General features: G+C 55.0%; 20 protein-coding genes. 9 read left to right on the top strand and 11 right to left on the bottom strand.

The annotated features are described in order from the left end of the window. Nucleotides 1-333: 333 nt before the first annotated feature. The 4 genes from ACLRGG_RS12935 to pncB all read right to left on the bottom strand — a co-directional run bounded on the left by ACLRGG_RS12935 (nucleotide 334) and on the right by pncB (nucleotide 6,193). On the bottom strand, nucleotides 334-1,524 hold the full coding sequence (locus tag ACLRGG_RS12935; protein ID WP_416250151.1) for an amino acid aminotransferase: 1,191 nt from the start codon (nucleotides 1,522-1,524) through the stop codon (nucleotides 334-336). Between the two features lie 399 nt (nucleotides 1,525-1,923). Beyond that, the gene (locus ACLRGG_RS12930; protein WP_416250150.1) at nucleotides 1,924-3,096 is read right to left on the bottom strand and encodes a porin; all 1,173 of its coding nucleotides are present in this window, start codon (nucleotides 3,094-3,096) and stop codon (nucleotides 1,924-1,926) included. A gap of 299 nt (nucleotides 3,097-3,395) precedes the next feature. Next, nucleotides 3,396-4,796: an asparagine--tRNA ligase gene (asnS, locus tag ACLRGG_RS12925; RefSeq protein WP_416250149.1), complete on the bottom strand. Its 1,401-nt coding sequence runs from the start codon at nucleotides 4,794-4,796 to the stop codon at nucleotides 3,396-3,398. 176 nt (nucleotides 4,797-4,972) lie between these two features. Beyond that, nucleotides 4,973-6,193, bottom strand: a complete 1,221-nt coding sequence (pncB, locus tag ACLRGG_RS12920) for a nicotinate phosphoribosyltransferase (protein ID WP_416250148.1) — start codon at nucleotides 6,191-6,193, stop codon at nucleotides 4,973-4,975. A 247-nt stretch (nucleotides 6,194-6,440) separates the two neighbouring features. Between pncB and pepN the strand changes: the two genes are divergently transcribed. Continuing rightward, the gene (gene pepN, locus ACLRGG_RS12915; RefSeq protein WP_416250147.1) at nucleotides 6,441-9,056 is read left to right on the top strand and encodes an aminopeptidase N; all 2,616 of its coding nucleotides are present in this window, start codon (nucleotides 6,441-6,443) and stop codon (nucleotides 9,054-9,056) included. A gap of 198 nt (nucleotides 9,057-9,254) precedes the next feature. Here pepN and ssuB read toward each other — a convergent pair whose 3' ends face one another. Genes ssuB through ssuE form a run of 5 tightly spaced genes read right to left on the bottom strand, consistent with a single transcriptional unit; the run spans nucleotide 9,255 to nucleotide 13,523 of the window. Beyond that, nucleotides 9,255-10,043, bottom strand: a complete 789-nt coding sequence (gene ssuB / locus ACLRGG_RS12910) for an aliphatic sulfonates ABC transporter ATP-binding protein (RefSeq protein ID WP_416250146.1) — start codon at nucleotides 10,041-10,043, stop codon at nucleotides 9,255-9,257. Beyond that, nucleotides 10,040-10,831, bottom strand: a complete 792-nt coding sequence (ssuC, locus tag ACLRGG_RS12905; protein ID WP_416250145.1) for an aliphatic sulfonate ABC transporter permease SsuC — start codon at nucleotides 10,829-10,831, stop codon at nucleotides 10,040-10,042. Before ssuC ends, ssuB begins: the two co-directional genes overlap by 4 nt. A 7-nt stretch (nucleotides 10,832-10,838) precedes the next feature. Next, nucleotides 10,839-11,984 carry an FMNH2-dependent alkanesulfonate monooxygenase gene (gene ssuD / locus ACLRGG_RS12900; RefSeq protein ID WP_416250144.1) on the bottom strand — a complete coding sequence of 382 codons (1,146 nt, stop codon included), beginning with the start codon at nucleotides 11,982-11,984 and terminating at the stop codon, nucleotides 10,839-10,841. A 15-nt stretch (nucleotides 11,985-11,999) separates the two neighbouring features. Continuing rightward, nucleotides 12,000-12,935: a sulfonate ABC transporter substrate-binding protein gene (locus tag ACLRGG_RS12895; protein WP_416250242.1), complete on the bottom strand. Its 936-nt coding sequence runs from the start codon at nucleotides 12,933-12,935 to the stop codon at nucleotides 12,000-12,002. A 36-nt stretch (nucleotides 12,936-12,971) separates the two neighbouring features. Continuing rightward, nucleotides 12,972-13,523 carry an NADPH-dependent FMN reductase gene (gene ssuE, locus ACLRGG_RS12890; protein ID WP_416250143.1) on the bottom strand — a complete coding sequence of 184 codons (552 nt, stop codon included), beginning with the start codon at nucleotides 13,521-13,523 and terminating at the stop codon, nucleotides 12,972-12,974. A 295-nt stretch (nucleotides 13,524-13,818) separates the two neighbouring features. Between ssuE and pyrD the strand changes: the two genes are divergently transcribed. Both pyrD and ACLRGG_RS12880 read left to right on the top strand, forming a co-directional pair. Beyond that, complete coding sequence (gene pyrD / locus ACLRGG_RS12885) at nucleotides 13,819-14,829, top strand: quinone-dependent dihydroorotate dehydrogenase (RefSeq protein ID WP_416250142.1); 1,011 nt, start codon at nucleotides 13,819-13,821, stop codon at nucleotides 14,827-14,829. A gap of 328 nt (nucleotides 14,830-15,157) precedes the next feature. Beyond that, the gene (locus ACLRGG_RS12880; RefSeq protein ID WP_416250141.1) at nucleotides 15,158-15,700 is read left to right on the top strand and encodes a cell division protein ZapC; all 543 of its coding nucleotides are present in this window, start codon (nucleotides 15,158-15,160) and stop codon (nucleotides 15,698-15,700) included. 53 nt (nucleotides 15,701-15,753) lie between these two features. Here ACLRGG_RS12880 and ACLRGG_RS12875 read toward each other — a convergent pair whose 3' ends face one another. Next, nucleotides 15,754-16,875 carry a YcbX family protein gene (locus ACLRGG_RS12875; protein ID WP_416250140.1) on the bottom strand — a complete coding sequence of 374 codons (1,122 nt, stop codon included), beginning with the start codon at nucleotides 16,873-16,875 and terminating at the stop codon, nucleotides 15,754-15,756. A 147-nt stretch (nucleotides 16,876-17,022) separates the two neighbouring features. On the opposite strand from ACLRGG_RS12875, the gene rlmKL reads away from it, so the two are divergent. The 6 genes from rlmKL (at nucleotide 17,023) to rmf (ending at nucleotide 24,996) form a co-directional block, all read left to right on the top strand. Continuing rightward, nucleotides 17,023-19,140 carry a bifunctional 23S rRNA (guanine(2069)-N(7))-methyltransferase RlmK/23S rRNA (guanine(2445)-N(2))-methyltransferase RlmL gene (gene rlmKL, locus ACLRGG_RS12870; protein WP_416250139.1) on the top strand — a complete coding sequence of 706 codons (2,118 nt, stop codon included), beginning with the start codon at nucleotides 17,023-17,025 and terminating at the stop codon, nucleotides 19,138-19,140. A 5-nt stretch (nucleotides 19,141-19,145) separates the two neighbouring features. Then, entirely contained in the window at nucleotides 19,146-21,056 is a 1,911-nt protein-coding gene (locus tag ACLRGG_RS12865; RefSeq protein WP_416250138.1) for an ABC transporter ATP-binding protein, read from the top strand. Between the two features lie 22 nt (nucleotides 21,057-21,078). Next, nucleotides 21,079-22,353, top strand: a complete 1,275-nt coding sequence (gene pqiA, locus ACLRGG_RS12860; protein ID WP_416250137.1) for a membrane integrity-associated transporter subunit PqiA — start codon at nucleotides 21,079-21,081, stop codon at nucleotides 22,351-22,353. Next, on the top strand, nucleotides 22,340-23,983 hold the full coding sequence (gene pqiB / locus ACLRGG_RS12855; protein WP_416250135.1) for an intermembrane transport protein PqiB: 1,644 nt from the start codon (nucleotides 22,340-22,342) through the stop codon (nucleotides 23,981-23,983). Before pqiA ends, pqiB begins: the two co-directional genes overlap by 14 nt. Continuing rightward, the gene (gene pqiC / locus ACLRGG_RS12850) at nucleotides 23,980-24,546 is read left to right on the top strand and encodes a membrane integrity-associated transporter subunit PqiC (protein WP_416250134.1); all 567 of its coding nucleotides are present in this window, start codon (nucleotides 23,980-23,982) and stop codon (nucleotides 24,544-24,546) included. The genes pqiB and pqiC overlap by 4 nt, the downstream gene beginning before the upstream one ends. 282 nt (nucleotides 24,547-24,828) lie before the next feature. Further along, the gene (gene rmf / locus ACLRGG_RS12845; RefSeq protein WP_073980969.1) at nucleotides 24,829-24,996 is read left to right on the top strand and encodes a ribosome modulation factor; all 168 of its coding nucleotides are present in this window, start codon (nucleotides 24,829-24,831) and stop codon (nucleotides 24,994-24,996) included. 58 nt (nucleotides 24,997-25,054) lie between these two features. On the opposite strand, the gene fabA is transcribed toward rmf, so the two are convergent. Continuing rightward, nucleotides 25,055-25,573: a bifunctional 3-hydroxydecanoyl-ACP dehydratase/trans-2-decenoyl-ACP isomerase gene (fabA, locus tag ACLRGG_RS12840; RefSeq protein WP_067702941.1), complete on the bottom strand. Its 519-nt coding sequence runs from the start codon at nucleotides 25,571-25,573 to the stop codon at nucleotides 25,055-25,057. Between the last annotated feature and the right edge of the window lie 46 nt (nucleotides 25,574-25,619).

Raw genomic sequence — 25,619 nt, 5'->3', positions numbered from 1 at the left:
TACAGTGGCACTATGAATCGCTTTTACCCGTAGCCAGCACCATGCAAAAGGAGCAGGCGGGTGGGGCCGGTGACAGGCAATCCGCAGCGCTGAGTGAAGAGAGTAAGACCCGGATGGGCCAGCAGGGATGCTGGCACAAGGGCATGCCGGGACAGGGATGTCCCGTCATGCCCGGTCCGAAAGGTCGACGAGCGGAACGAAGGAACCGCGCCACGCGCGGCGCGAGGACCGGCAGGCACCGGGCCCCACCTGTTGGCGACACCCCAGGCCTTTGCAGCCCTGAGCCCCACCCTCAGGCGACACCTCCGGTCTTTTCCGCGTACCGTAATGCCCTTAAAGAACCGCCACGATGGCTTCGCAAAGCGGTGACATATTATCCGGCGTCATCCCCGCAACGTTAACGCGGCCGGAATTAACCGCATAAACGCCAAACTCCTCGCGCAGGCGAATCACCTGATCTTTACTCAGGCCGCTGAATGAAAACATACCGTTCTGGCTGATGATAAAGCGGAAATCGCCTTTCGCGCCTTTCTCCTGTAGCGTATTCACAAACAGCTGGCGCATACGGTGGATGCGCTGACGCATATCAGTCAGCTCCTGCTCCCAGATGGCACGCAGCGCCTTATTACTCAGAATGGTGGCGACTACCGCCGCGCCGTGTGCTGGCGGGTTAGAGTAGTTAGCACGGATGGTGTATTTAACCTGGCTGAAAGCGGTAGCGGCAACGTTGGCATCGCTGGCGACCAGGGTCAACGCCCCGACGCGCTCATTATAGAGGCCAAAATTCTTGGAGTAGGAGCTGGCGACCAACAGCTCCTGATGGCGGGCAGCGAAAATACGCAGGCCTTCAGCATCTTCCTCCAGACCGCGGGCAAAGCCCTGATAGGCGAAGTCAAACAGGGGCAGCCACCCGCTGGCCCGGGAGAGTTCAGCCAGCGCCGTCCACTGTTCAGCGGAAGGATCAACGCCGGTAGGGTTATGGCAGCAGCCGTGAAACAGTACAATATCGCCCGCTTTTGCGTCACGCAGTGTACTTACCATGCCATCGAAATCCAGTGAATGTGTGGACGCATCGTAATACTGATATTCGCAGACCTCCAGGCCAGCGGCTTCGAAAACATTCTTATGGTTTGGCCAGCTGGGGTTGCTGATCCAGATACGCTTTGCGTCAGTCTGGCTCGAAATAAAATCGGCTGCTACGCGTAGCGCACCGGTACCGCCTGGCGTCTGAGCCGTACGCGCGCGCTGGGCGCTAACAACCGTGCTACCTTCGCCAAAGAGTAGTTCCTGAGTGCAGCGCGCAAAATCGGCCAGCCCATCGATACTGAGGTAATTTTTAGTGGTTTCGTTCTCCAGCAGGTGCTGCTCAGCTTTTTTTACGCTGGTCAAAACTGGCGTATTACCGGTTTCGTCTTTATAAACGCCAATGCCGAGATTGATCTTATTTGGACGATCGTCGGCGCGAAAAAGATCGGCTAAACCAAGAATGGGGTCGGCGGGTGCTGCTGCAATACGTTCAAACATAGTCAAATTCCGTAAGCGTCATCTGAAACGAAGTGAGCATCCAGATTACCGCCTGAGGGCACAAAATGCCAACCGTTTGCGGGGAAAACAGGGAAAGTAAAGTTATTTATGTAAGCACCAGAGGATAATAAATTACTCGCTTTTCACGTTAGGCTGACAGATATCGGGCGATGGGCGGGAGATGTCAGGTTAAGGCGAAGCGTAATGAAATTGCATAAAGGGAAGTGACAGAAAGTTGAGCGATTCGACGCGGCTGTGATGTAAGTGAAACGCAATGATTTAAAGTGAAGGGATGGAGTGTACGGGTGAAAATCCTTCTGTCTTGCGGAGCAAATGAAAATGGGGCCGAAGCCCCATTTTATCACAGCGCGGAGATGAAAAGGCCATCCCGCCGTGCAATCAGAACTGGTAAACCAGGCCTACTGCTACGGTGTCATCGGTGTTCAGACCCAGTGGGTTGTTGTCTTTCAGCAGGTTGATCTGGTAGTCAACGTAGGTGGACATGTTTTTGTTAAAGTAATACGTCGCACCAACGTCAGCGTATTTGATCAGGTCAGCATCGCCAATACCGTTGCCGATGTCTTTGCCTTTAGACTGCACGTAGCCCAGTGAAGGACGCAGGCCGAAATCGAACTGGTACTGTGCGACCAGCTCAATGTTCTGTGCTTTGTTAGCAAAAGAACTGATGCTGCCGGTCTGATCGTTGTTGAACGTGACCTGAGAGCTGGTAAACGGCGTAGCGTTACGCGTTTCACCGTACATTGCAGCCAGATAAACGCTGTTAGCGTCATACTTGATGGCGGTTGCCCATGCTTCAGCGCGCTTGCCTGCGCCATTGTTAATGGTAACGTCGTTGCCATTAGCGTCAACTACCGCGTTGCCGCTGCTGTCATTCAGGGTACGCACGCCAGAGGCCTGGGCGTTGGTACGGTCATATGAACCATAGGCACCGGACACACCCAGGCCCATTGGTGAGGTGTAGCTGGTAGAAATGGCGTAGCCATCACCGTTTGAACGACGAGTATCGTCACGGTCGTTTTTACCCTGATACTGGAGGGCGAAGTCCCATCCGTCTACCAGGCCAAAGAAGTTAGTATTACGGTAGGTCAGGACACCCGTCGTACGACCACCCAGGATACCTTCGTCGGTATAAGCTGAGTCACCGCCAAATTCTGGCAGCATATCCGTCCAGCCCATTGGATCATACAGCAGGCTGTAGTTACGTCCATAATCGATAGAGCCGTACTGAGCGAATTTCAGACCGGCGAAGCCCAGACGCGTCTTGTTGCCAGATTGCGCATCAGAACCTTCAGAATTGTTGGCGTTAAAGTTGTATTCCCACTGGCCATAACCGGTCAACATATCGTTGATCTGCGTTTCGCCCTTAAAACCAAAACGAACGTATGACTGATCGCCATCATTGCTGTCGTTATCAGAAAAATAGTGCAGACCAACCGCTTTACCGTACAGGTCCAGCTTGTTGCCGTCTTTATTATAAATTTCTGCTGCATTGGCTGCACCTGCTGCTAAAAGTGCCGGGATAACCAGTGCCAGAATGTTGCGCTTCATCATTTTTATTACCCTCATTGGAGTTATTTGGACACCTGCCACTGCCGTCAACAATTCTTTACAGAACCCCGAAGAGAGTTTGGTGTCTTCCTGTGTCTGCACGCATCTTTCCATTCGCAGCGCGGTTAATCTAGCCCGAAAATGCTACTAATATCGTATTCTGGTTACAATTAGAAAATATGTATTACAAAATGTAAAAATCACTGAACTTTGTGAAGCATCTCATGATTTACAAAAATAAAAAAAGGCCAGCGAGGCTGGCCTTATTTATATATATGAATTTCTTATATTTAATGTTGGAATCAGAAGCTGGCGTTGCGCGGCGTACGTGGGAACGCGATAACATCTCTTACATTTTGTACGCCAGTGACATAAGCGATTAAACGTTCGAAACCTAATCCGAAACCTGAATGCGGTACCGTGCCGTAGCGACGTAGATCGCGATACCAGGAATAATCTTCTTTATTAAGTCCCATTTCTGCCAGGCGCGCATCCAGAATGTCCAGCCGCTCTTCACGCTGTGAACCACCAATGATTTCACCAATGCCCGGAGCCAGAACGTCCATAGCCGCAACGGTCCTGCCATCGTCATTCAGACGCATATAGAAGGCTTTAATGTCTTTAGGGTAGTTTTTGACGACGACCGGGGCTTTGAAATGTTTCTCAGCCAGGTAGCGCTCATGTTCGGAGGAGAGGTCAATGCCCCATGAAACGGCATTTTCAAACTTCTCGCCGCAGGCAATCAGGATCTCAATGGCGTCGGTGTAATCGACCTGCGCAAAATCGGTCGTTACAAATTGTTCCAGGCGAGAAATGGCTTCTTTGTCTACGCGTTCTGCGAAGAAGGCCATATCATCGGCCCGTTCATTCAGTACCGCTTTAAACACGTATTTTAACATCGCCTCAGCCAGCGCGGCGTTATCTTCCAGATCGGCAAACGCCACTTCCGGCTCCAGCATCCAAAACTCGGCCAGATGGCGGCTGGTATTGGAGTTCTCCGCGCGGAAGGTTGGGCCAAAGGTATAGATTTTGGAGATCGCGCTGGCGTAAGTCTCACCGTTAAGCTGACCGGAGACGGTCAGAAAGGCTTCTTTGCCGAAAAAGTCTTCGTCGAAATTGACTTTACCTTCGGGGGTACGCGGCAGGTTTTCAAAGTCCAGCGTCGATACGCGGAACATTTCACCGGCGCCTTCGGTGTCGGAAGCGGTAATCAGTGGGGTGGAAACCCAGAAAAAGCCCTGCTCATCAAAGAAGCGATGCAGCGCCTGGGCCAGGGTATGGCGAACGCGGGCTACGGCACCAATCAGGTTGGTGCGCGGGCGCAGGTGGGCGACTTCGCGCAGATACTCAATACTGTGACGTTTTGCCGCCATCGGATAGGTATCAGGATCGTCAACCCATCCAACGACCTCAACGGCAGTGGCCTGAATTTCAAAGCTTTGACCTTCACCCGGTGACTCAACAACTTTTCCGGTGATCGCCACCGAACAGCCGGTAGTCAGGCGCAGGACTTCATCCTGATAATTATTCAACGCATTATTGACGACAGCCTGGACGGGATTAAAGCAGGAGCCGTCATACACGGCAATGAAGGAAATACCGGCTTTTGAATCTCTTCTTGTACGCACCCAGCCGCGTACGGTGACTTCACTGTCAACCGCGACCCGGCCATGCAGTACATCCGCTACAGGCACAACGCTCATAAAAGTCTCTCACTATTATTCAGAAGGGGAAATTATTACCCTAAATTGGGGGTGATGCTATGTTACTTGCCGACTGGCGAGACACAAGAAGAATTCGTTATCGGGTGGGAGATTTCTTGACGAAAGAGACAGGGATAAGAGAAGAGGGGAAACCTCCTCTCTTAATTACGCAAGGGTTAACTGGCTTTTTTGACCAGCGGCAGGTCGAACGCCTTACGCAGGGCACGAACGAAGGCTTTGTCCTGGCAAATTGTTTTGCCCGGGCTGTCGGAGAGCTTGGCGACCGGTTTGCCATTGCATTCCACCAGCTTGATAACAATATTCAGCGGCTTAACCTGTGGAATGTCACAGGTCAGGCGGGTGCCGATGCCAAAAATGACGTCTGCCCGTTGCCCAAAATGCGCATAAAGATCGACCGCTTTAGCCAGATCAAGGTTATCCGAGAACACCAGCGTTTTGGTTTTCGGATCGATGCCCAGCGTTTCGTAATGGGCGATCGCTTTCTCCCCCCATTCCACCGGGTCGCCAGAGTCATGGCGCAGACCCTGATAACGATTGGCAAACGCCTGGCCAAAGTCACGCAAAAACGCATCCATGGTAATGCAGTCAGTCAGTGCGATCCCCAGATTATCAGGATACTCATCAAGCCACGCCTGGAGAGCCGCGCGCTGACTGTTAGCCAACACCGGGCTTATCTGCTGGTGGGCCTGAAACCATTCATGCGCCTGGGTTCCCACCGGCGGCAGCGCCAGACTGCGAGCCACATCATAGTTGCTTGAGCCGACCAGCCAGGGGAAGTTCTGCTTAAGCGTGCTGACGATAGCGCGCTGCACGTCGCCGGAGAAGCGACGTCGCGTGCCAAAATCCATCAGCTTAAAGCGCGACATATCCATCGAGTCGGTGATCCTGCCGAAATCAGCCAGCTTGCTGTTCAGACGGTCAACCGCCATGGCGGTCTGCACCCCAGGCGATCGGTGGCGATGAACCACTTCACTGATCAGCGCCAGCAGAGGGACTTCCCACATAATGACCTCAAGCCAGGATCCGCTGATGCGAATATCCAGCTTGCCGTGATGGTTACGAACGCGTACCTGGCTGGGATCGTAGCGAAACGCTTTTAGCCAGGTGAGATAATCCATTTTGAAAAAAGGCAGTTCTGCCAGATAGCTTGCTTCGTCGCCGGTCAATGCCAGCGTGCGCATCATGTCGATTTGTTCTCTAATCTCATCGGCATAAATACCCAGCAAATCGTCACCCCGGCAGCGGAATTCCGCCACGACGGGGACGTTCTGGTAACGATGGAACACTGCCTGTTGCATGTGCAGCTTGTAGGCATCCGTATCAAGCAATGTCGTCAATATCGGGGAATCATGTCGTGTCATGGTGCGTTTCAGCATCCTCTGGCGAAGAGCGTTATCCCTGGTTCAAAATAGTAAAGACGCAGGAGTATAACGTGAATCCTCATTTATTGAACGCAATCTCAGCATAAATCATTGCTACAGGTCGAGGGCAATCTGTGCGCTTGTTAATGAAATGTGTATATAGGGCGTATTATTTCTGTCGGGACAGGATTGTACGTGGCAACATGTCGCTAACAGGAATAGACTTGAAATGATTAACTTATTGTCGACGTGAGAACGCCCTATGACGCAACTGCCGCAAGCCAAAAATCGCCATGATTACCGTGCGCCCGATTATACTATTACCGATATTGACCTGACGTTTATCCTTGACGCCAGCACCACGCAGGTGACCGCCATCAGCCAAATTAAACGGCTGAACCCGGCAGCGGGGGAATTACGACTTGATGGCGAGAATCTGACGCTCATTTCGCTGACGATCGACGACACCCCCTGGCCGCACTATCGCCAGGAAGCAGATGCGCTCTATATCAGCCAGCTTCCCGCCGCATTCACTCTGAAAATTGTCAACGACATTCATCCGGATCAAAACACCGCGCTGGATGGCCTGTACAAATCCGGCGATGCGCTTTGCACCCAGTGCGAGGCTGAAGGTTTTCGCAATATCACCTGGTATCCTGACCGGCCGGATGTGCTGGCGCGTTTTACCACCACTATCATTGCTGAACAAACACGTTATCCCTATCTGCTCTCTAACGGTAACCGCGTAGATGGCGGGCAGATGGAAGACGGGCGTCACTGGATGAAGTGGCAGGATCCCTTCCCTAAACCCTGCTATCTCTTTGCGCTGGTTGCGGGCGATTTCGATGTGCTGCGCGACAGCTTCAGAACGCGCTCAGGCCGCGACGTCGCGCTGGAGATCTTTGTCGATCGCGGTAATCTCGATCGCGCCGACTGGGCGATGACCTCGCTCAAAAACAGCATGAAATGGGACGAGGAGCGTTTCGGTCTGGAGTATGACCTGGATATCTTTATGATCGTCGCCGTCGACTTCTTCAACATGGGTGCGATGGAAAATAAAGGCCTCAACGTCTTTAACGCTAAGTACGTGCTGGCGAAGGCGGAAACAGCCACAGATAAAGACTATCTCGGCATTGAAGCGGTGATCGGTCACGAATACTTTCATAACTGGACCGGCAACCGCGTCACCTGCCGCGACTGGTTCCAGCTCAGCCTGAAAGAGGGGCTGACGGTGTTCCGCGATCAGGAGTTCAGCTCCGATCTGGGGTCGCGTGCGGTCAACCGCATCGACAACGTGCGCATCATGCGCGGTGCCCAGTTTGCTGAAGATGCCAGCCCGATGGCGCATCCGATCCGCCCTGAGCAGGTTATTGAAATGAACAACTTTTACACCCTCACGGTGTATGAGAAAGGTTCAGAGGTGATCCGTATGCTGCACACCCTGCTGGGTGAAGAGAACTTTCAGAAGGGCATTCAGCTTTACTTCGAACGCCACGACGGCAGCGCAGCCACCTGCGATGACTTTGTGCAGGCGCTCGAAGATGCATCTAACGTCGATCTCTCACAGTTCCGTCGCTGGTACAGCCAGTCCGGTACGCCGGTGCTGACCGTGCGCGATGACTATAATCCTGAGCTGGAACAGTATACGCTGCACGTCACCCAGATGACGCCGCCGACGGCCGATCAGAAAGAGAAGCAGCCGCTGCATATTCCGCTCGATATCGAACTTTATGATGCCGAGGGCAGGGTAATTCCGCTTCAGCACAATGGGCATCCGGTACATCATGTGCTGAACGTGACGGAAGAGTTCCAGTCGTTTGTTTTCGATAAAGTCTACTTCCAGCCGATACCTTCCCTGCTGCGCGAATTCTCCGCGCCGGTGAAGCTGGAGTATAACTGGAGCGATGCACAGCTCACTTTCCTGATGCGCCACGCACGTAACGACTTTGCCCGCTGGGATGCGGCACAGAGCCTGCTGGCAATCTATATTCGTCTCAACGTTGCACGTTATCAGCAGGGTCAGCCGCTCTCGTTGCCGCTGCACGTTGCCGATGCTTTCCGCGGCGTCTTGCTGGAAGAGAACAGCGATCCGGCACTGATGGCGCTGATCCTTTCGCTCCCGGGTGAAAATGAAATTGCTGAACTGTTCGAGATAATCGATCCACAGGCGATTGCCGACGTGCGCGCCGCGCTGATGCGTCTGTTAGCAACCGAACTGGCTGACGAATGGCTGGCAATTTATCATGCGCACCACAGCCTCGACTACCGGGTGGAACATGCTGATATGTCGAAGCGCGCGCTGAAAAACGTCTGTCTGAGCTATCTGGCCTTTGGCGACGTGGCGCTGGCTGAGAAAGTGGTCACCGCGCAGTTTGAACAGGCAAATAATATGACTGACTCGCTGGCGGCTATGTCGGCGGCGGTGTCGGCCGGTCTGCCCTGCCGCGATGCGCTGCTGGAAGCGTTTGATAACCGCTGGCATAAAGATGGCCTGGTGATGGATAAGTGGTTTGCCCTGCAGGCGACCAGCCCTGCGCCGGACGTCTTAAGTCAGGTCAAGGCGCTGCTCGGACATCGTTCCTTTACCCTGAGTAATCCAAACCGCATTCGCTCGCTGATTGGGGCATTTGCTTCCGGCAACCCTGCTGCGTTCCATGCGGCCGACGGTAGCGGCTACCAGTTCCTGGTTGAGATCCTGACCGATCTGAACACCCGTAATCCCCAGGTGGCCTCCAGGATGATTGAACCGCTGATCCGTCTTAAACGCTACGATGCATCGCGTCAAACGCTGATGCGTAATGCGCTGGAACAGCTAAAGGGACTGGACAAACTTTCTGGTGACCTTTTCGAGAAGATAACCAAAGCGCTTAATGCCTGAAGGGCGGCGGTAGCCGAAAGCGGTCTTAACTAAAAACGCCCGAACCGCCGCTTCCCTGTCAGCACAGCTGAACGGGGAAGCGGCGGTTCTTTTATTTAAGGAGGAATTAGTACCGCGGGGACCGGCCAACCGAATGAGGACGTCATGCTCACAACTGTCATCCTGCTGGCCGGGCATGACGTAAAAGATGCGCACGCGTTATCGCTGCGCGTAATGCTTTTCTGCCTCGGCGGGTGAGCGCTTCATCACCCGGTCCAGCACCTTCGCTTCCAGCTCTGCCAGTTTGACGGAACCTTTACGGCGGGGACGGGGCAGATCGATGGTCAAATCCAGCCCAATCTCTCCCTCTTCGATCAGCAGCACCCGATCTGCCATTGCCACTGCTTCGCTTACGTCGTGGGTGACCAGGAGCACGGTAAAATGGTGCTTCTGCCACAGGGATTCGATCAGGTCCTGCATTTCAATGCGCGTCAGGGCATCCAGCGCCCCTAACGGCTCATCCAGCAGCAACAGGCCGGGACGGTGGATAAGCGCACGCGCCAGCGCCACACGCTGTTTCTGACCGCCTGACAGTGCCGCAGGCCACTCTTCTGCCCGCTCTGCAAGACCCACGGCTTCCAGCGCTTCACGGGCCGCCTCTTTCCAGGCGCGCCCCTTAAGGCCCAGCCCAACGTTATCGATCACGCTTTTCCACGGCAGCAGGCGCGCATCCTGAAACATCAGCCGGGTGTCGTCTTTCGCCTGACTAAGCGGCGCGCTACCGGCTAAAAGTGCGCCGGTCGAGGTCTTTTCCAGCCCGGCCAGCAGTCGGAGAAGGGTACTTTTTCCGCAGCCGCTGCGCCCGACTACCGCCACAAACTGGCCGGAGGGGATATGCAGATTGATGTCGTTCAGCACCGTACGACCATTGTACTGCTTGCTTACGCCGTTAATCGCCAGGGGCGTGCCGGCAATGAGCCGCGCCGGAGAAGTATTAACCTCACTCATGCGAAATCCTCCTTCAGTTGATAAGCGGGATGCCAGCGCAGCCACCAGCGTTCAAGCAGTAACGCACTGACGTCGGCCAGCTTGCCAAGCAGGGCGTAGAGAATAATGGCGACCACCACCACATCGGTTTGTAAAAACTCACGGGCGTTCATAGCCAGATAGCCGATACCGGAGTTCGCCGAGATGGTTTCAGCCACGATTAGCGTCAGCCACATCAGTCCGAGCGCGAAGCGTACGCCAACCATAATCGACGGCAGCGCGCCCGGCAGCACTACCTGAATAAACAGACTCCAGCCTGAAAGCCCATAGCTGCGCGCCATCTCCACCAGTCCCCGGTCAATATTGCGAATGCCGTGATAGGTATTGAGATAAATGGGGAACATGGTGCCGAGTGCCACCAGGAAAATTTTGGCCGACTCGTCGATGCCAAACCAGAGGATAACCAGCGGGATCAGCGCCAGATGCGGCACGTTACGCAGCATCTGTATTGAGGTATCCAGCAGACGCTCCCCCAGGCGGGACATCCCGGTGATCAGGCCCAGAATCAGCCCGATTGACCCGCCGATACCGAAGCCAACGGCTGCCCGCCAGCTACTAATGGCCAGGTGTTGCCAGAGTTCACCGCTGACCGTCAGGTGCCAGAAAGTCACGACAATCGCCTCGGGGGAGGGCAAAATTCGGTTGGAGAGCCAGCCGGTTTGTGACGCTATCTGCCAGACGACGACCAGCGCGACTGGCAGCGCCCAGGGGATAAGCTGATTGTTGATACGCTTAAGCGGCTTGTTCATAACTACCTCAGCTCTGAGAGACTTTTTGTGGAGCAAAATCGTGGGCTACCGCTTCGCCGTGAGCGACAACGGCCCGGGGCTGCGGAATTTCAGGCACCTCAAGATCCAGGTGGGGGAACAGCAGCTCCCCCACGCGGTAAGCTTCCTCAAGGTGCGGATAGCCGGAAAGAATAAAGGTTTCAATGCCCAGGTCGGCATACTCCTGCATCCGGGCGGCAACCGTTTCACCATCCCCCACCAGCGCCGTTCCGGCACCACCGCGCACCAGACCAACGCCGGCCCAGAGGTTAGGGCTGATTTCCAGCTTGTCCCTGCGCCCCCCGTGCAGCGCCGCCATACGCTGCTGGCCGACGGAGTCCGTTCGCGCCAGCGCGGCCTGCGCTCTGGCGATGGTGGCATCGTCCAGATGGGAGATCAGGCGGTCGGCGGCGCGCCAGGCTTCTTCATTCGTCTCGCGGATGATCACATGCAGACGAATGCCAAATCTGACGCTGCGGCCCTGCGCCGCTGCTTTGGCGCGGACCTGCTCAATCTTCTCTTTGACCTGCGCGGGAGGCTCGCCCCAGGTGAGATAAACATCGACCTGTTCGGCGGCCAGATCCTGGGCTGGCTCTGAGGAGCCGCCAAACCAGAGCGGCGGACGCGGCTGCTGTACCGGCTTAAACATCAGGCGCGCGCCGCGCACCCTGACGTGTTTACCTTCATAGTCCACCGTCTCGCCCGCCAGCACGCGACGCCAGATGCGGGTAAATTCCGCCGATTCTTCATAGCGTTCACGATGATCGAGGAACACGCCGTCTCCGGCCAGCTCGTCGGCATCGCCGCCAGTGACCAGGTTAAACAGCGCGCGGCCATTCGATAAACGGTCGAGCGTGGCGGCCTGACGGGCGGCCTGGGTGGGTGAGATCACGCCGGGGCGCAGCGCTACCAGAAAGCGCAGCCGCTGGGTGACCGGTATCAGCGAGGCCGCGACCAGCCAGGCATCTTCACAGGAGCGTCCGGTTGGGATTAATACGCCGCCAAAACCCAGCCTGTCCGCAGCCTGCGCAACCTGTTGCAGATAGCCGTGATCGACAGGGCGGGCGCCTTCGGCGGTGCCCAGATAGTGACCATCACCGTGGGTAGGAAGAAACCAGAAAACGGAAAGACTCATCGCGTAACTCCTTAATCAGTTCACGGTCGGGGCGTGCCAGATGCGGCTGGAAATATCCACCTTCACCGGCATTAAATGATTGGCGTAGAATAAATCGGCGGTCTGCTGCTGCGCGCTTTCCGTTTTATCGCTAACGGGGGTGATCGTCGTTGGCGGGCGATGATCCAGATAGCTGGCAATCACTGCTTTCGGCAGACCCATGGTGCTGGAAAGCAGGGCGATGCTGTTGTCGCGGTCGCTTTGGGTCAACGCATCTGCCTGGCTGAACGTCTCCAGGACCTGGCTGATAAATGCGCCGTGGGCCTCGGTGAAGGCGCGCGTCGCCAGATAGAATGAACCGGTTTGATTAAGCTGGCTGCCATCGGTAAGCACCCGCACGCCGCCCTGCAACAGTGCGGCGGAATAATAGGGATCCCAGATGGCCCAGGCATCGACATCGCCCTGCTGGAAAGCCGCGCGTGCATCGGCGGGCGTTAACCAGACGGGTTTAATATCGCTGAATTTCAGGCCAGCTTTTTCCAGCGCCCTGAGCAGGAGATTGTGCGAGCTGGAACCTTTCTGTAGCGCCACTTTATGGCCTTTCAGATCGGCAACGGTTTTATAAGGGCTGTTGTTCGCCACCAGAATTACTTCAGCCTTTGGCTTTGGCGGTTCCTGGCCGACATAGAGCAGGTCAGCCCCGGCGGCCTGGGCAAAAATAGGCGGAATATCGCCGGTACTCCCCAGATCGATACTGTTAACGTTAAGCGCTTCCAGCATTTGCGGCCCCGCAGGGAATTCAACCCACTTGAAGTGCGTGCCGGGGAAGCGTTTTTCCAGCAGATTGTGCGATTTTGCCAGCACCATACTGACCGACCCTTTCTGATAACCAATGCGGAAGGTTTCAGGGGCAGGGGAGTCGGCCGCCAGCGCACTATGCAACATGATGCCGACGAGCAATAAGGTGCCCATTACTTTTGCAAACAGCTTCACGATCGGGTTCCTTAGTCAGACGGCGACGGCCAGCGGCTGATGGCGACGAGACAGCGCCTGCCAGAAAGTTTCAATGGAGTCGGCAATACGCGCTTCAAGCACCGGGGAAAGCGCTGGCTGCCGATCGTAATGGGTCACCTGCGTATCATCTGCGAATACACCATGCAGGACTTCCTGCGCCTTAAGCGCGCTCAGTACAGGCTTAAGGGCGTAATCCACCGCGAGCATATGTGCCACGGTGCCGCCCGTTGCCAGCGGCAGAACGACTTTGTGCTCAAGCGCACGCTCGGGCAGAAGATCGAGAACGGTTTTCAAAGCCCCGGAAAAAGAGGCTTTATAGATCGGGGTGGCCACAATTACGCCGTCGGCATCCGCAAGGTCTTCCTTGAATGCCAGCAGCGCGGGGGAATCAAAGCGGGCATTGAGCAGATCTTCCGGAGGGAAATTGTGCAGATTCCACGGAATGACTTCCACGCCGCGCGCCTCAAGCGCATGCTGACAAAGGGTTAACAGCGCCGTTGAGCGTGAGGGATAGCGAGGACTTCCCGCCAGAGTAATAACGCGCATCGCCTCTCCTTATAACTAAAAGTTATTGATTAAACATATTAGATAACGAACAGGCTTATCCTGACAGAGTGAAGAAACAGGCTTAAATGATTTATCCGGCATTTATAAGTCACTTTCCGAATAAGAGCCGCCTGTAGATTCAGGAGGCGATGCGTGCAATCGTTTTACATTGAGTCAAAAGGACTTTACCATTTTGCCCCGCGCACAGCGTCACGCCACTGGCACACTGGCATACAGTTCGGCGTTTAATTCCTTTTTAATCACCCCCTTTGCTGGGGGGCATTCAGGAGCCTTTATGTATTACCCTCTGGTCCGTAAGGCGCTTTTCCAGCTTGATGCTGAGCGCGCGCATGAGCTGACGCTACAGCAATTGCAGCGCATTACCGGGACGCCGCTGCTTCATTTGATCCGACAGACGGTGCCTTTCAGGCCCGTTAACTGCATGGGGCTGACGTTTAAAAATCCGCTGGGCCTGGCCGCCGGACTGGATAAAAATGGTGAATGTATCGATGCGCTGGGCGCGCTGGGCTTTGGCTTTATTGAAGTGGGTACGGTGACCCCGCGCCCGCAGGCGGGAAACGATAAGCCAAGAATGTTTCGCGTGCTGGAGGCTGAAGGCATCATTAACCGTATGGGATTCAATAATCTCGGCGTCGATCGGCTGGTGGAAAATGTCAAAAAGTCGCATTTTGACGGCGTGCTGGGGATCAATATCGGTAAAAATAAAGACACGCCGGTTGAGCAGGGTAAGGAAGATTATTTAATCTGCATGGAGAAAATTTATCCTTATGCCGGTTATATCGCGATCAATATATCGTCTCCCAATACGCCAGACCTGCGTACGCTGCAATATGGCGAAGCGCTGGATGATTTGCTACAGGCGATTAAAGAGATGCAGAAAAATCTTGCTGCGCGGCATCATAAATATGTCCCTCTGGCGGTAAAGATCGCGCCCGATCTTTCTGAAGAAGAGCTAAGCCAAATTGCCGACAGTCTGGTGCGCCATAATATTGAGGGGGTTATTGCCACCAATACGACGCTCGATCGTTCACTGGTCGCCGGATTAAAACATGCCGATGAAGCGGGAGGGCTAAGCGGTCGTCCCGTTCAGTTGCGCAGTACGGAAATAATTCGTCGCCTGTCGCAGGAACTCCAGGGGCGGCTGCCAATTATCGGCGTGGGGGGCATTGATTCACTGGTCTCAGCGCGGGAAAAATTAGCGGCTGGCGCTTCGCTCATTCAGGTTTATTCCGGGTTTATTTATAAAGGACCGCCGCTGGTCAGGGAGATTGTGCGCCACATTTAAGCGAGCTTGCCCTTCCGTGCCTGGACGAAAGGCGCTATTTTTGCGGAGAGGACGAATCGCATCCTCTCCGACAATTCCCCGTCCCGTTGCCGTTTTTATGTACGATACCCCGCCGCAATTATCCCGAAAATAACGGCCTGGCTTCCAGGTTATCAGCCTGGGGCTTTATTTTCCCCGCTGGCTCGTTTATATTTTATCCTGTTTAACCGCAATACTTACTCACTGGACGCGATGGACTCTCTTTATTGCGGTTTATTGCGGTTTCGCCTGACGTTCTTATGCTAATTTTGCGTTCGTAATGTAAATAAGTATTACAATGGAATACATCATGAGAAATAAACCTGACGACAGCTGGCGCTGGTATTTCGATGCAGAGCAGGATTGCATGATGCTGGATTTTGCGGACGGCTCGACGTTCCGATCGCGCTTTACGCGCAAGGTATTGACGCCGGATGCTTTTAACGCCGCAGGCTTCTGCGTTGATGACGCCGCCATGTTTTTCAGCTTTGAAGAGAGCTGTCGGCGCTGTCACCTGGATAGCGAACAGCGTACGCAGCTGGTGCTTAACGCGCTGGTGGCCTGCCGCTTCCTGAAGCCCCTGATGCCTAAAAGCTGGCATTTTGAAAGCCATCCCGGCCATTGCCAACCGGCTGAAGGCGAGCTGGTGAGTGTAAAACTCTGTGAAACCGGTGAATGGGCGACGCTGCTGGTGGCCGAAGCGGGTGAAAAGGCCGCGCTTTGCCTGCTTGCGCAGCCTGAACTGACGCTGGCCGGGCGCAGTATGGCGCTGGGCGATGCGATTAAAGTGATGCACGATCGCCTTATTCCGCTGGCGAAAGAGTCCGTGCACAGCTTCGCCAGAGCCGTTTAGAGTCTGAACATATGCAGGCTCAGGACCGGGTCAGAGCCTGAACATGCGCAGGCTCAGGATCTGGCAGAACGCAGCACCAGGTCGCTGGCGGGAATGCAGCTGCAGCTGAGTATCGTGCCATCGCTACGCACTGCGCCTTTTTTCATCGGGGTGACCTCACCGGCGACAAGCCTGACTTTGCAACTGCCGCAAATGCCCGCTCTGCACGAGTAGGGCACCCGACAGCCCTTCATCTCCAGCTGCTCCAGCAAAACCTGCTGGTTATTGCCGGTAAAACGCTCATCCTCCCAGTTTATCGACAGGCTCCCTTCCGCAACCGCGGCCACGTTAAGCGTCTCAATCACTTTACCGGGACCATAGTCGCGGGCAGGTTTGCTGGACAGCACTTCCAGCTCATCGCCAACGCGGAGGATACCGCTATTTCTGGCCAGTAGGTTAAGGCCAAAATCAATATCGCCGCTGCCATCGGTGGCGCTGCGGAACGTTTGCAGCGTGGCAAGAGGTTCTCCGCCCGGATGTTTGCGACCCCGCTCCGGGCTGACCGTGGTGAGTACGCAGCGGCTACAGGGCTTCGGCACCTCAAAAATGATTTCGCCAATGCGAAGCGTTGACCAGCTGTCTTCCGCCCAGGCGGCGGCGCCGGTCACCACCAGGTTAGGACGAAACTGCTCAAGCCTGATCCCGGCGGGGCAGCGTTGACGCAGATCCTGTAGCGAAGCCTCATTAATCAGTAAAAATGGAAAGCCATCGGCAAAGCCTAACGGCACATGCGCAAATTTTTTTACCCGCCGGCTCATCTCAGGCCCTACCCAGCGCAGCTGCACCGGGCGGGGGAAAAAGTCGCTCAGCCACTGATTGATAGCCTCGGGGGCAATCTGCGAGGTAAAGGTATTGCCCCAAACCATTGTCGCTGCCGGAACCGGCTGGAAATCTGCCAGACGAATACTGGCGCTGCTGCCGTCCGGGGCAGACAAAAATAGCCCATCCGGCGTCAGTGCTGGCGTGAACAGCACCATATCCGGGTACTGACGAGCGGTGATAAAGGTTCCGTCCGGTTCGGTTATCATAAAGCTACGATCAAATACCAGACCACTTTCCCGCGCCTGGGCCAGGGAAACCTGCGTACCACGCATTGATTTTACCGGATGGATAAACAGGCGGGACAGGCTCAACATAATGCACTCCAGGCATAACATGGTTAAATAAAGGCGTCAGACAGCCGGGCAGTTCACCTGGCGCAAACGAAAAGAAGCTAACTTTATGACATGGGCCTGTGATTAGCTATAATGCGCAGCAATTTTCTGAAGACGACAAGTGACACTATGAATTCTCTGTTTGCCAGTACGGCGCGTGGGCTCGAAGAGCTATTAAAAAGTGAACTGGAAACCCTGGGGGCCGAAGGCTGCCAGATTGTCCAGGGCGGCGTACATTTCCAGGGTGACGATCGTCTGATGTACCAGAGCCTGATGTGGAGCCGTCTGGCATCGCGCATCCTGCTGCCGCTTACCGAATGCAGCGTTTACAGCGATCTGGATCTTTATCTGGGCGTTCAGGCTGTCGACTGGCCTGCGATGTTCGGCAGCGATAAGACCTTTGCCGTTCACTTCAGCGGCCTGAACGAGGTTATCCGCAACAGTCAGTACGGCGCGCTTAAGGTGAAAGATGCTATCGTTGACAGCTTCACCCGTAAAAACCTCGCGCGTCCGGATGTGGATCGCGAGCAGCCGGACATTCGTGTCAATGTCTGGCTCAATAAGGATACCGCCAGCATTGCGCTCGATCTGAGCGGTGAAGGCCTGCATCAGCGCGGCTACCGTCAGCAAACGGGACAGGCTCCGCTGAAGGAAAATCTGGCGGCGGCCATTGTTATGCGTTCCGGCTGGCAGTCGGGCACGCCGCTGCTCGACCCGCTGTGTGGTTCAGGTACGCTGCTGATTGAAGCGGCGATGATCGCCAGCGATCGCGCGCCGGGTCTGCACCGTACCCACTGGGGATTCACCGGATGGGCTAAGTTTGATGAAGCGCTCTGGCGTGAAGTCAGCAGCGAAGCGCAGGTGCGTGCACGTCGTGGCCTGCAGGAAACATCCTCCCGTTTTTACGGCTTCGACAATGACTCCCGCGTTATTGAGCGGGCGCGGGCGAATACCCGCCGCGCCGGGCTGGCAGATATCATCAGCTATACCGTACAGGATGCGCTTAAGCTGCAGAATCCTCTGCCGGATGGCCCAACCGGCACCGTGCTGACCAACCCGCCTTACGGCGAGCGTCTTGAAAGCGAACCGGCCCTGATTGCGCTGCACAGCCAGCTGGGTCGCATTATGAAAAATCAGTTTGGCGGCTGGAATCTCTCCCTGTTCAGCGCCTCACCCGAGCTGCTGAGCTGCCTGCAACTGCGTGCCGAACGCCAGTTTAAGGCGAAAAACGGCCCGCTGGACTGTGTGCAAAAAAACTACGCGCTGGCGGTCAACACGTCGCCAAACGCAGTGGGCCAGATTGCCGAAGATTACGCTAACCGCCTGCGTAAGAACCTTAAGAAACTGGAGAAGTGGGCGCGGCAGGAAGGCATTGAATGCTACCGCATTTACGACGCGGATCTGCCAGACTACAACGTCGCGGTCGATCGCTACGGCGACTGGGTGGTCGTGCAGGAGTACGCGCCGCCAAAAACCATCGAACCGGCGAAGGCGCGTCAGCGTCTGTTTGATGTCATTTCTGCCACCCTCAGCGTATTGGATCTGCCGCCTAACCGGCTGGTTATGAAAACGCGCGAGCGGCAGAAGGGTAAAAGTCAGTATCAGAAGCTGGGCGAGAAAGGCGACTTTTTTGAGGTTACCGAATATAACGCCAGGCTTTGGGTGAACCTGACCGACTATCTGGATACCGGACTGTTCCTCGACCATCGCGTGGCACGAAAAATGCTCGGTCAGATGAGCAAGGGTAAAGATTTCCTTAACCTCTTTGCCTATACCGGCAGCGCCAGCGTCCATGCGGGCCTGGGCGGTGCACGGAGCACCACCACGGTAGATATGTCACGTACCTATCTGGAGTGGGCAGAGCGTAACCTGCGTTTGAACGGTCTCACCGGCAGGCAGCACCGGCTGATGCAGGCCGACTGTCTGAACTGGCTGCAAACGTCTGATGAACAGTTCGATCTGATCTTTATCGATCCGCCAACCTTTTCCAATTCCAAGCGAATGGAAGAGAGTTTTGACGTGCAGCGCGACCATTTGTCGCTAATGATCGATTTAAAGCGCCTGTTGCGTAAGGGCGGTACCATTATGTTCTCTAACAACAAGCGCGGGTTCAAAATGGACCATGATGGGCTGGCAGGGCTGAACCTGACCGCGCAGGAAATCACCGGCAAAACGCAGTCTCAGGACTTTGCCCGTAACCGTCAAATTCATAACTGCTGGCTGATAACCCACGCCGGTAAGGAATAAGTTTTATGTCTCTGATCAGTATCCATGGTGCTTACCTGTCATTCAGCGATGCACCGCTGTTGGACAACACCGAGCTTCATATTGAAGAAAACGAGCGGGTCTGTCTGGTCGGCCGTAACGGCGCGGGCAAATCCACGCTGATGAAGATCATCAACCGTGAGCAGCCGCTCGACGATGGTCGCATCATCTATGAGCAGGATCTGGTTGTGGCGCGCCTGCAGCAGGATCCGCCGCGTAACGTAAAGGGGTCGGTGTATGACTTTGTCGCGGAAGGCGTTAACGAGCAGGCCGAGTACCTGAAAGCTTATCATGCCATCTCACATCTGGTGATGACCGATCCGAGCGATAAAAACCTGAATGAAATGGGGCGCCTGCAAAGCATTCTGGATCATCAGAATCTGTGGCAGCTGGAAACCCGTATTCACGATGTGCTTAAGCAGATTGGACTTGACGCCGATGCGCCACTTTCATCGCTTTCAGGCGGCTGGCTGCGAAAAGCGGCCCTCGGGCGGGCGCTGGTCAGTAACCCGCGCGTATTAATGCTGGATGAGCCAACCAACCACCTGGATATCGAAACCATTGACTGGCTGGAAACTTTCCTGAAAACCTTCCAGGGCAGCATTATCTTCATTTCCCATGACCGCTCATTTATTCGCAATATGGCAACGCGGATTGTCGATCTCGATCGCGGTAAGCTGGTCTCCTGGCCGGGGAATTATGATGAGTACCTGCTGGGTAAAGAGGAAGCGCTGCGCGTTGAAGAGATGCAGAATGCCGAATTCGACCGCAAGCTGGCTCAGGAAGAGGTATGGATCCGACAGGGCATCAAGGCCCGTCGTACGCGCAATGAGGGGCGCGTACGCGCGCTTAAGGCGCTGCGTAACGAGCGCTCCGAGCGTCGTGAAGTGATGGGCAAAGCTAACATGCAGGTCGAAGAGGCAAGCCGCTCCGGTAAAATCGTCTTTGAACTGGAAAGCGTCAGCTATCGCATGGGTGAGAAACAGCTGGTACGCGACTTCAGCGTACAGGTTCAGCGCGGTGATAAGATTGCCCTGATAGGCCCTAACGGCTGTGGCAAAACCACGCTGCTGAAGCTGATGCTGGAACAGCTTAAAGCCGACAGCGGACGCGTACATATCGGCACCAAGCTGGAAGTGGCTTACTTTGATCAGCATCGGGCCGAACTCGATCCCGATCGTACGGTGATGGATAACCTGGCCGAAGGTAAGCAGGAGGTGATGGTTAACGGTAAGCCGCGCCACGTTCTGGGCTACCTGCAGGAGTTCCTGTTCCATCCTAAACGCGCCATGACGCCGGTTCGTGCGCTTTCAGGCGGTGAACGTAACCGTCTGCTGCTGGCGCGCCTGTTTCTTAAGCCCAGCAACCTGCTGATCCTCGATGAACCAACCAACGACCTGGATGTTGAAACGCTGGAACTGCTTGAAGAGCTGATTGATGGCTATCAGGGAACGGTACTGCTGGTCAGCCACGATCGTCAGTTTGTGGACAACACCGTGACCGAATGCTGGATTTTCGATGGCCAGGGCGATATTGGCACCTTCGTGGGCGGCTATCACGATGCGCAGCGCCAGCGCGCGGCCTGGAAGCAGAATCGCGCGGCGGCCAGAACCGTTGCGACGACTCCGCGTCAGGAAAGTGTAAAAAGCGAGCCGGCAAAGCGTGGAGCCAGTAAGCTAAGCTATAACGTCCAGCGAGAGCTGGAACAGCTACCGCAAAAGATGGAAGATCTGGAGCAGCAGCTTGAATCCCTGCAGGCTCAGGTGGCCGATGCCAGCTTTTTCAGCCAGCCCCATGAGGTGACGCAGCCGGTACTGGATGCGCTGTCACAGGCGGAGCAGGCGCTGGAAGTGGCCTTCGAGCGCTGGGAATATCTTGAATCGTTGAAAAATGATTAACTAAGTCACTCAGAGGTCAACAATGTGTTCGAATCACCACGCTGAACGATGGATGCTTTGCCCGCAGTGTGATCTGATGACGCAGTTACCGGAACTTAAGCCGGGCAGCAAGGCCAGCTGTCCGCGCTGCAAGACCACGCTGGTCTCGCGCTGGGTGGAGCCGCGAAAGCGGCCCACCGGCTATGCGCTGGCTGCCCTGTTTATGCTGGTACTGGCTAACCTTTTTCCCTTCGTCAATATGAACGTCTCAGGACTGAGCAGCGAAATAACCCTGCTGCGCATTCCTGAGGTGATGGTTTCAGAAGACTACAGCAGCCTGGCAACGCTGTTTATTTTGTTTGTACAGGCGGTACCCGCCCTGTGTATGGTCATCATCCTGCTGCTGGTAAACGCTGTTCGCCTGCCAGATACGCTCAGGCGGAACATGGCGCGCATGCTTTTCCAGATGAAGAGCTGGGGAATGGCTGAAATTTTTCTTGCCGGTGTGCTGGTCAGTTTTGTGAAGCTGATGGCCTACGGCAGTATTGGCGTGGGCACCAGCTTTGTGCCCTGGTGTCTGTTTTGCATCATGCAGCTGCGGGCGTTTCAGTGCGTCGATCGCCGCTGGCTGTGGGGGCAAATCGCGCCCGTTCCGGCGCTGCCAGCCGCGCCGGAAGCCGGTATCAGCGGGCTACGTCAGGGCATGCGTTCCTGCCGCTGCTGCACGGCGGTGCTGGCCGCCGACCACCAGGTTTGTCCCCGCTGCGGTACGACGGGTCATGCAAGGCGGCGGCACAGTCTGCAATGGACGATGGCGCTGCTGATCACATCCTTGCTGCTTTATATCCCCGCCAATCTGATGCCGATTATGATCACCGAAGCGCTGGGCAGTAAAATCACCTCAACCATTATGGCGGGTGTGGTACTGCTTTGGAGTGAAGGCTCCTACCCGGTGGCAATGGTAATTTTTATTGCCAGTATTATGGTTCCCTCACTAAAGATGATGGCGATTTGCTGGCTCTGCTGGGATGCCAACCGGCAGGGGCCGGGACGTCACGACAGTGAAAAAATGCACAAGATTTACGAGGTGGTGGAGTTCGTTGGTCGCTGGTCAATGATCGACGTATTCGTTATTGCCGTCCTATCCGCGCTGGTCCGTATGGGGAGATTAATGAACATCTATCCCGCGCCCGGCGCGCTGCTGTTTGCCATGGTGGTTATCCTGACGATGTTTGCCGCCATGACCTTTGACCCCCGTTTGACCTGGGATCGTGTACGAGAAAAGAGTCTTGAGGAGCCTGCAATTGAAGGAAAATAATCACGACGTGGCGACGGTTGATCAAATCAAGCGCTGGTCACCCGTCTGGATAATCCCCATCGTCACCGTGCTGATTGGTGCGTGGATCCTTTTTTATCACTTCAGTCATCAGGGGCCGCTGGTGACGCTGATTACCACCAATGCTGAGGGTATTGAAGGAGGTAAAACCACCATCAAGAGCCGCAGCGTAGATGTGGGCGTCGTGCAGAGTGCGGTACTAACGGACGATCTGCATCACGTTGAGATCACCGCCCGCCTTAATTCCGGAATGGAAAAACTGCTTAAGAACGACAGCGCCTTCTGGGTGGTCAAGCCAACCATTGGCCGTGAAGGCGTTACCGGCCTGGGGACGCTACTCTCCGGGGCCTATATTGAATTACAGCCCGGCAATAAGGGTGAGATGAAGCAGCAGTATCAGCTGCTTGATGCCCCCCCGCTGGCACCACCTGATGCCAAAGGTATTCACGTTACGCTGGACAGCAAGAAAGCGGGTCAGCTTAACGCGGGCGATCCGGTCCTGTTCCGTGGCTATCGCGTGGGTTCGGTTGAAACCAGCCATTTTGACGCTGACAAGCGCATGATGACCTATCAGCTGTTCATCGCTGCGCCTTACGATCGTTTGATCACCACCAATGTGCGCTTCTGGAAAGACAGCGGCATTGCGGTAGATATGTCAGCCTCAGGGATGCGCGTGGAGATGGGGTCGCTGACCACGCTGTTTAGCGGTGGCGTAAGCTTTGACGTTCCCGACGGCTGGGAGCTGGGTAAGGTCGCCGAAAACAAAAGCGAATTCACCCTGTTTGACGATCAGCGCAGTATCCAGGACTCGCTCTATACGGTGCATAAGGACTTCGTCATGTTCTTTAGCGACTCGATTCGCGGCCTGCAGGCGGGCGCACCGGTTGAATTCCGCGGCATACGTCTTGGGACCGTGGCTCAGGTGCCGTTCCAGTCGAAGGAGATCGCTCAGCGACTGAACAACGATTACCGCATTCCGGTGCTGATCCGTATCGAACCCGATCGCTTCCAGAGCATGCTGGGTAAAGACTTTGATATTGAACGCCATCTTAAGGACGGAATCAAAAGCGGCCTGCGCGCCTCGCTTAAATCGGCCAACCTGATCACCGGGTCGCTCTATATTGACCTCGATTTTTACAGTAACGCCAAACCTTTCACTGGTCCGGACTCCTTTGCCGGTTATGAGCTGATTCCAACCATGAGCGGTGGCCTGGCGCAGATCCAGCAAAAACTGATGGATGCGCTGGATAAAATTAACAATCTGCCGCTGAACCCGATGATCAATCAGGCGACCGGCACGCTGAAAGAGACTCAGCGTACAATGCGCGAACTGCAGAAAACGCTGGATAATGTTAATCAGATAACCAGCAGTCAGTCGATGAAGGATCTGCCTGCTGATATGCAGAAAACCCTTCGCGAGCTGAATCGCAGCATGAAGGGCTTCCAGCCTGGCTCTCCGGCCTATACTAAAATGGTTGGCGACATGCAGAGGCTCGATCAGGTCATGCGCGACCTTCAGCCGGTCCTGAAGACGCTGAATACGAAAAGTAACGCGCTGGTTTTTCAGGCTAAGCCAGGGCAGGACCCACAGCCGAAGAGGGCGAAACAATGATGAAATGGATCCCCATTGCGCTGGCGCTAATGCTGGCTGGGTGCAGCAGTACGCCGGAAATGAACTACTATCAGCTGCCGTCAGCCAGTAAAAGCACGGTGGTAAGCAGCCGTGAAGACGCCAGCCGGCCGGCGGTGTGGGTTGAGCATGTCTCGGTGCCCGACTACCTTGCGGGCAACGGCGTAGTGTTTCAGCGCAGTGATGTGCAGTATGTCATCGCCAGCAATAACCTCTGGGCCAGCCCGCTGGATCAGCAGCTCCAGCAGACGCTGGTGGCCAACCTTGGCGAAGCACTGCCGGGCTGGCTGGTTTCGGCTTCGCCGCTGGGACAATCGCAGGATAAGCTAAACGTCAACGTAACCGGCTTCCATGGGCGCTATGACGGCCATGCGGTTATCAGCGGGGACTGGATCCTTGAGCACCAGGGACAGATCATAAAGCGCAGTTTTTCGCTGACGCTGCCGCAAAATAAAGATGGCTACGATGCGCTGGTAAAAACGCTGGCGGCTGGATGGCAGCAGGAAGCACAGGTCATTGCTAATTCGATTCTTAGCAATAATTAAAATAAATTAATCTTTATCTGTAAGCCTTTGATCTTTGCAAGCGGATATTTGCAGGGGTCGAAGGCTTTTTTAATGTTTAAACAGCGATTTAAAGCCTTTAACTGCCAATTTTGTGGCGTTCTCGTTCCGCGCTGACGTGTCATTTTGATGACGATGGCGTGAAAATTGCGCATTGATTTTTTTTGCTGATGGCGATAGAACTTAAGAGTGGTTATGCAGCAGGTAATCACTGATTTCTTTCCACCAGAATCCACCTGACCTGAAGAGGGGACAACAGGCATGATGAAGAGACAGAAACGAGATCGACTCGAACGGGCACATTCACGCGGTTATCAGGCCGGTATTACCGGACGATCCAAGGAGATATGTCCCTATCAAACGATAGAACCGAGGTCTCACTGGTTGGGAGGGTGGCGACAAGCCATGGAGGACAGGACGGTTTCGGTATAATCATCCTGTTTAACCAACGAATAACCTCCGCCTGAGCGGAGGTTTGCGTTTCTGCGTTTTAGAAAGCGTTTGTGTCTTTAAACAGCCCAACTTTCAGATCGCTGGCAGTATAGATGACATGCCCGTCAACCAGCACTTCACCGTCCGCTACGCCCATCACCAGCTTGCGATTAATCACCCGCTTGAAATGGATACGGTAGGAAACTTTCTTAGCCGTAGGCAGTATCTGACCAGAGAATTTCACTTCGCCTACGCCCAGCGCACGGCCTTTGCCTTCGGCTCCCAGCCAGCCCAGATAAAATCCTACCAGCTGCCACATCGCATCCAGGCCCAGGCAGCCTGGCATAACCGGATCGTTGATAAAGTGACAGCCGAAGAACCAGAGGTCAGGGCTGATATCCAGCTCGGCTTCAACAAAGCCTTTGCCGTAGTTGCCGCCGTCTTCGGTCATTTTGACCACGCGGTCCATCATCAACATGTTGCCAGCGGGTAAGGGGGGGCCTTCAGCCCCAAACAATTCTCCGCGACCAGAGGCAATGAGGTCTTCTTTTGTATAGGATTCGCGTTTATCTACCATGTTGTCAATAAGCCTTATTTTAGTGAAGCACGAAGTTTAGCGAACA

Origin of the sequence: Erwinia sp. PPS120 (assembly GCF_047918655.1) — a bacterium.
In the GTDB taxonomy this organism is placed as follows: Bacteria; Pseudomonadota; Gammaproteobacteria; order Enterobacterales; family Enterobacteriaceae; genus Erwinia; species Erwinia tasmaniensis_A.
Note: the sequence above shows the minus strand (reverse complement) of the source record. Positions and strands in the feature narration are given on the sequence as shown.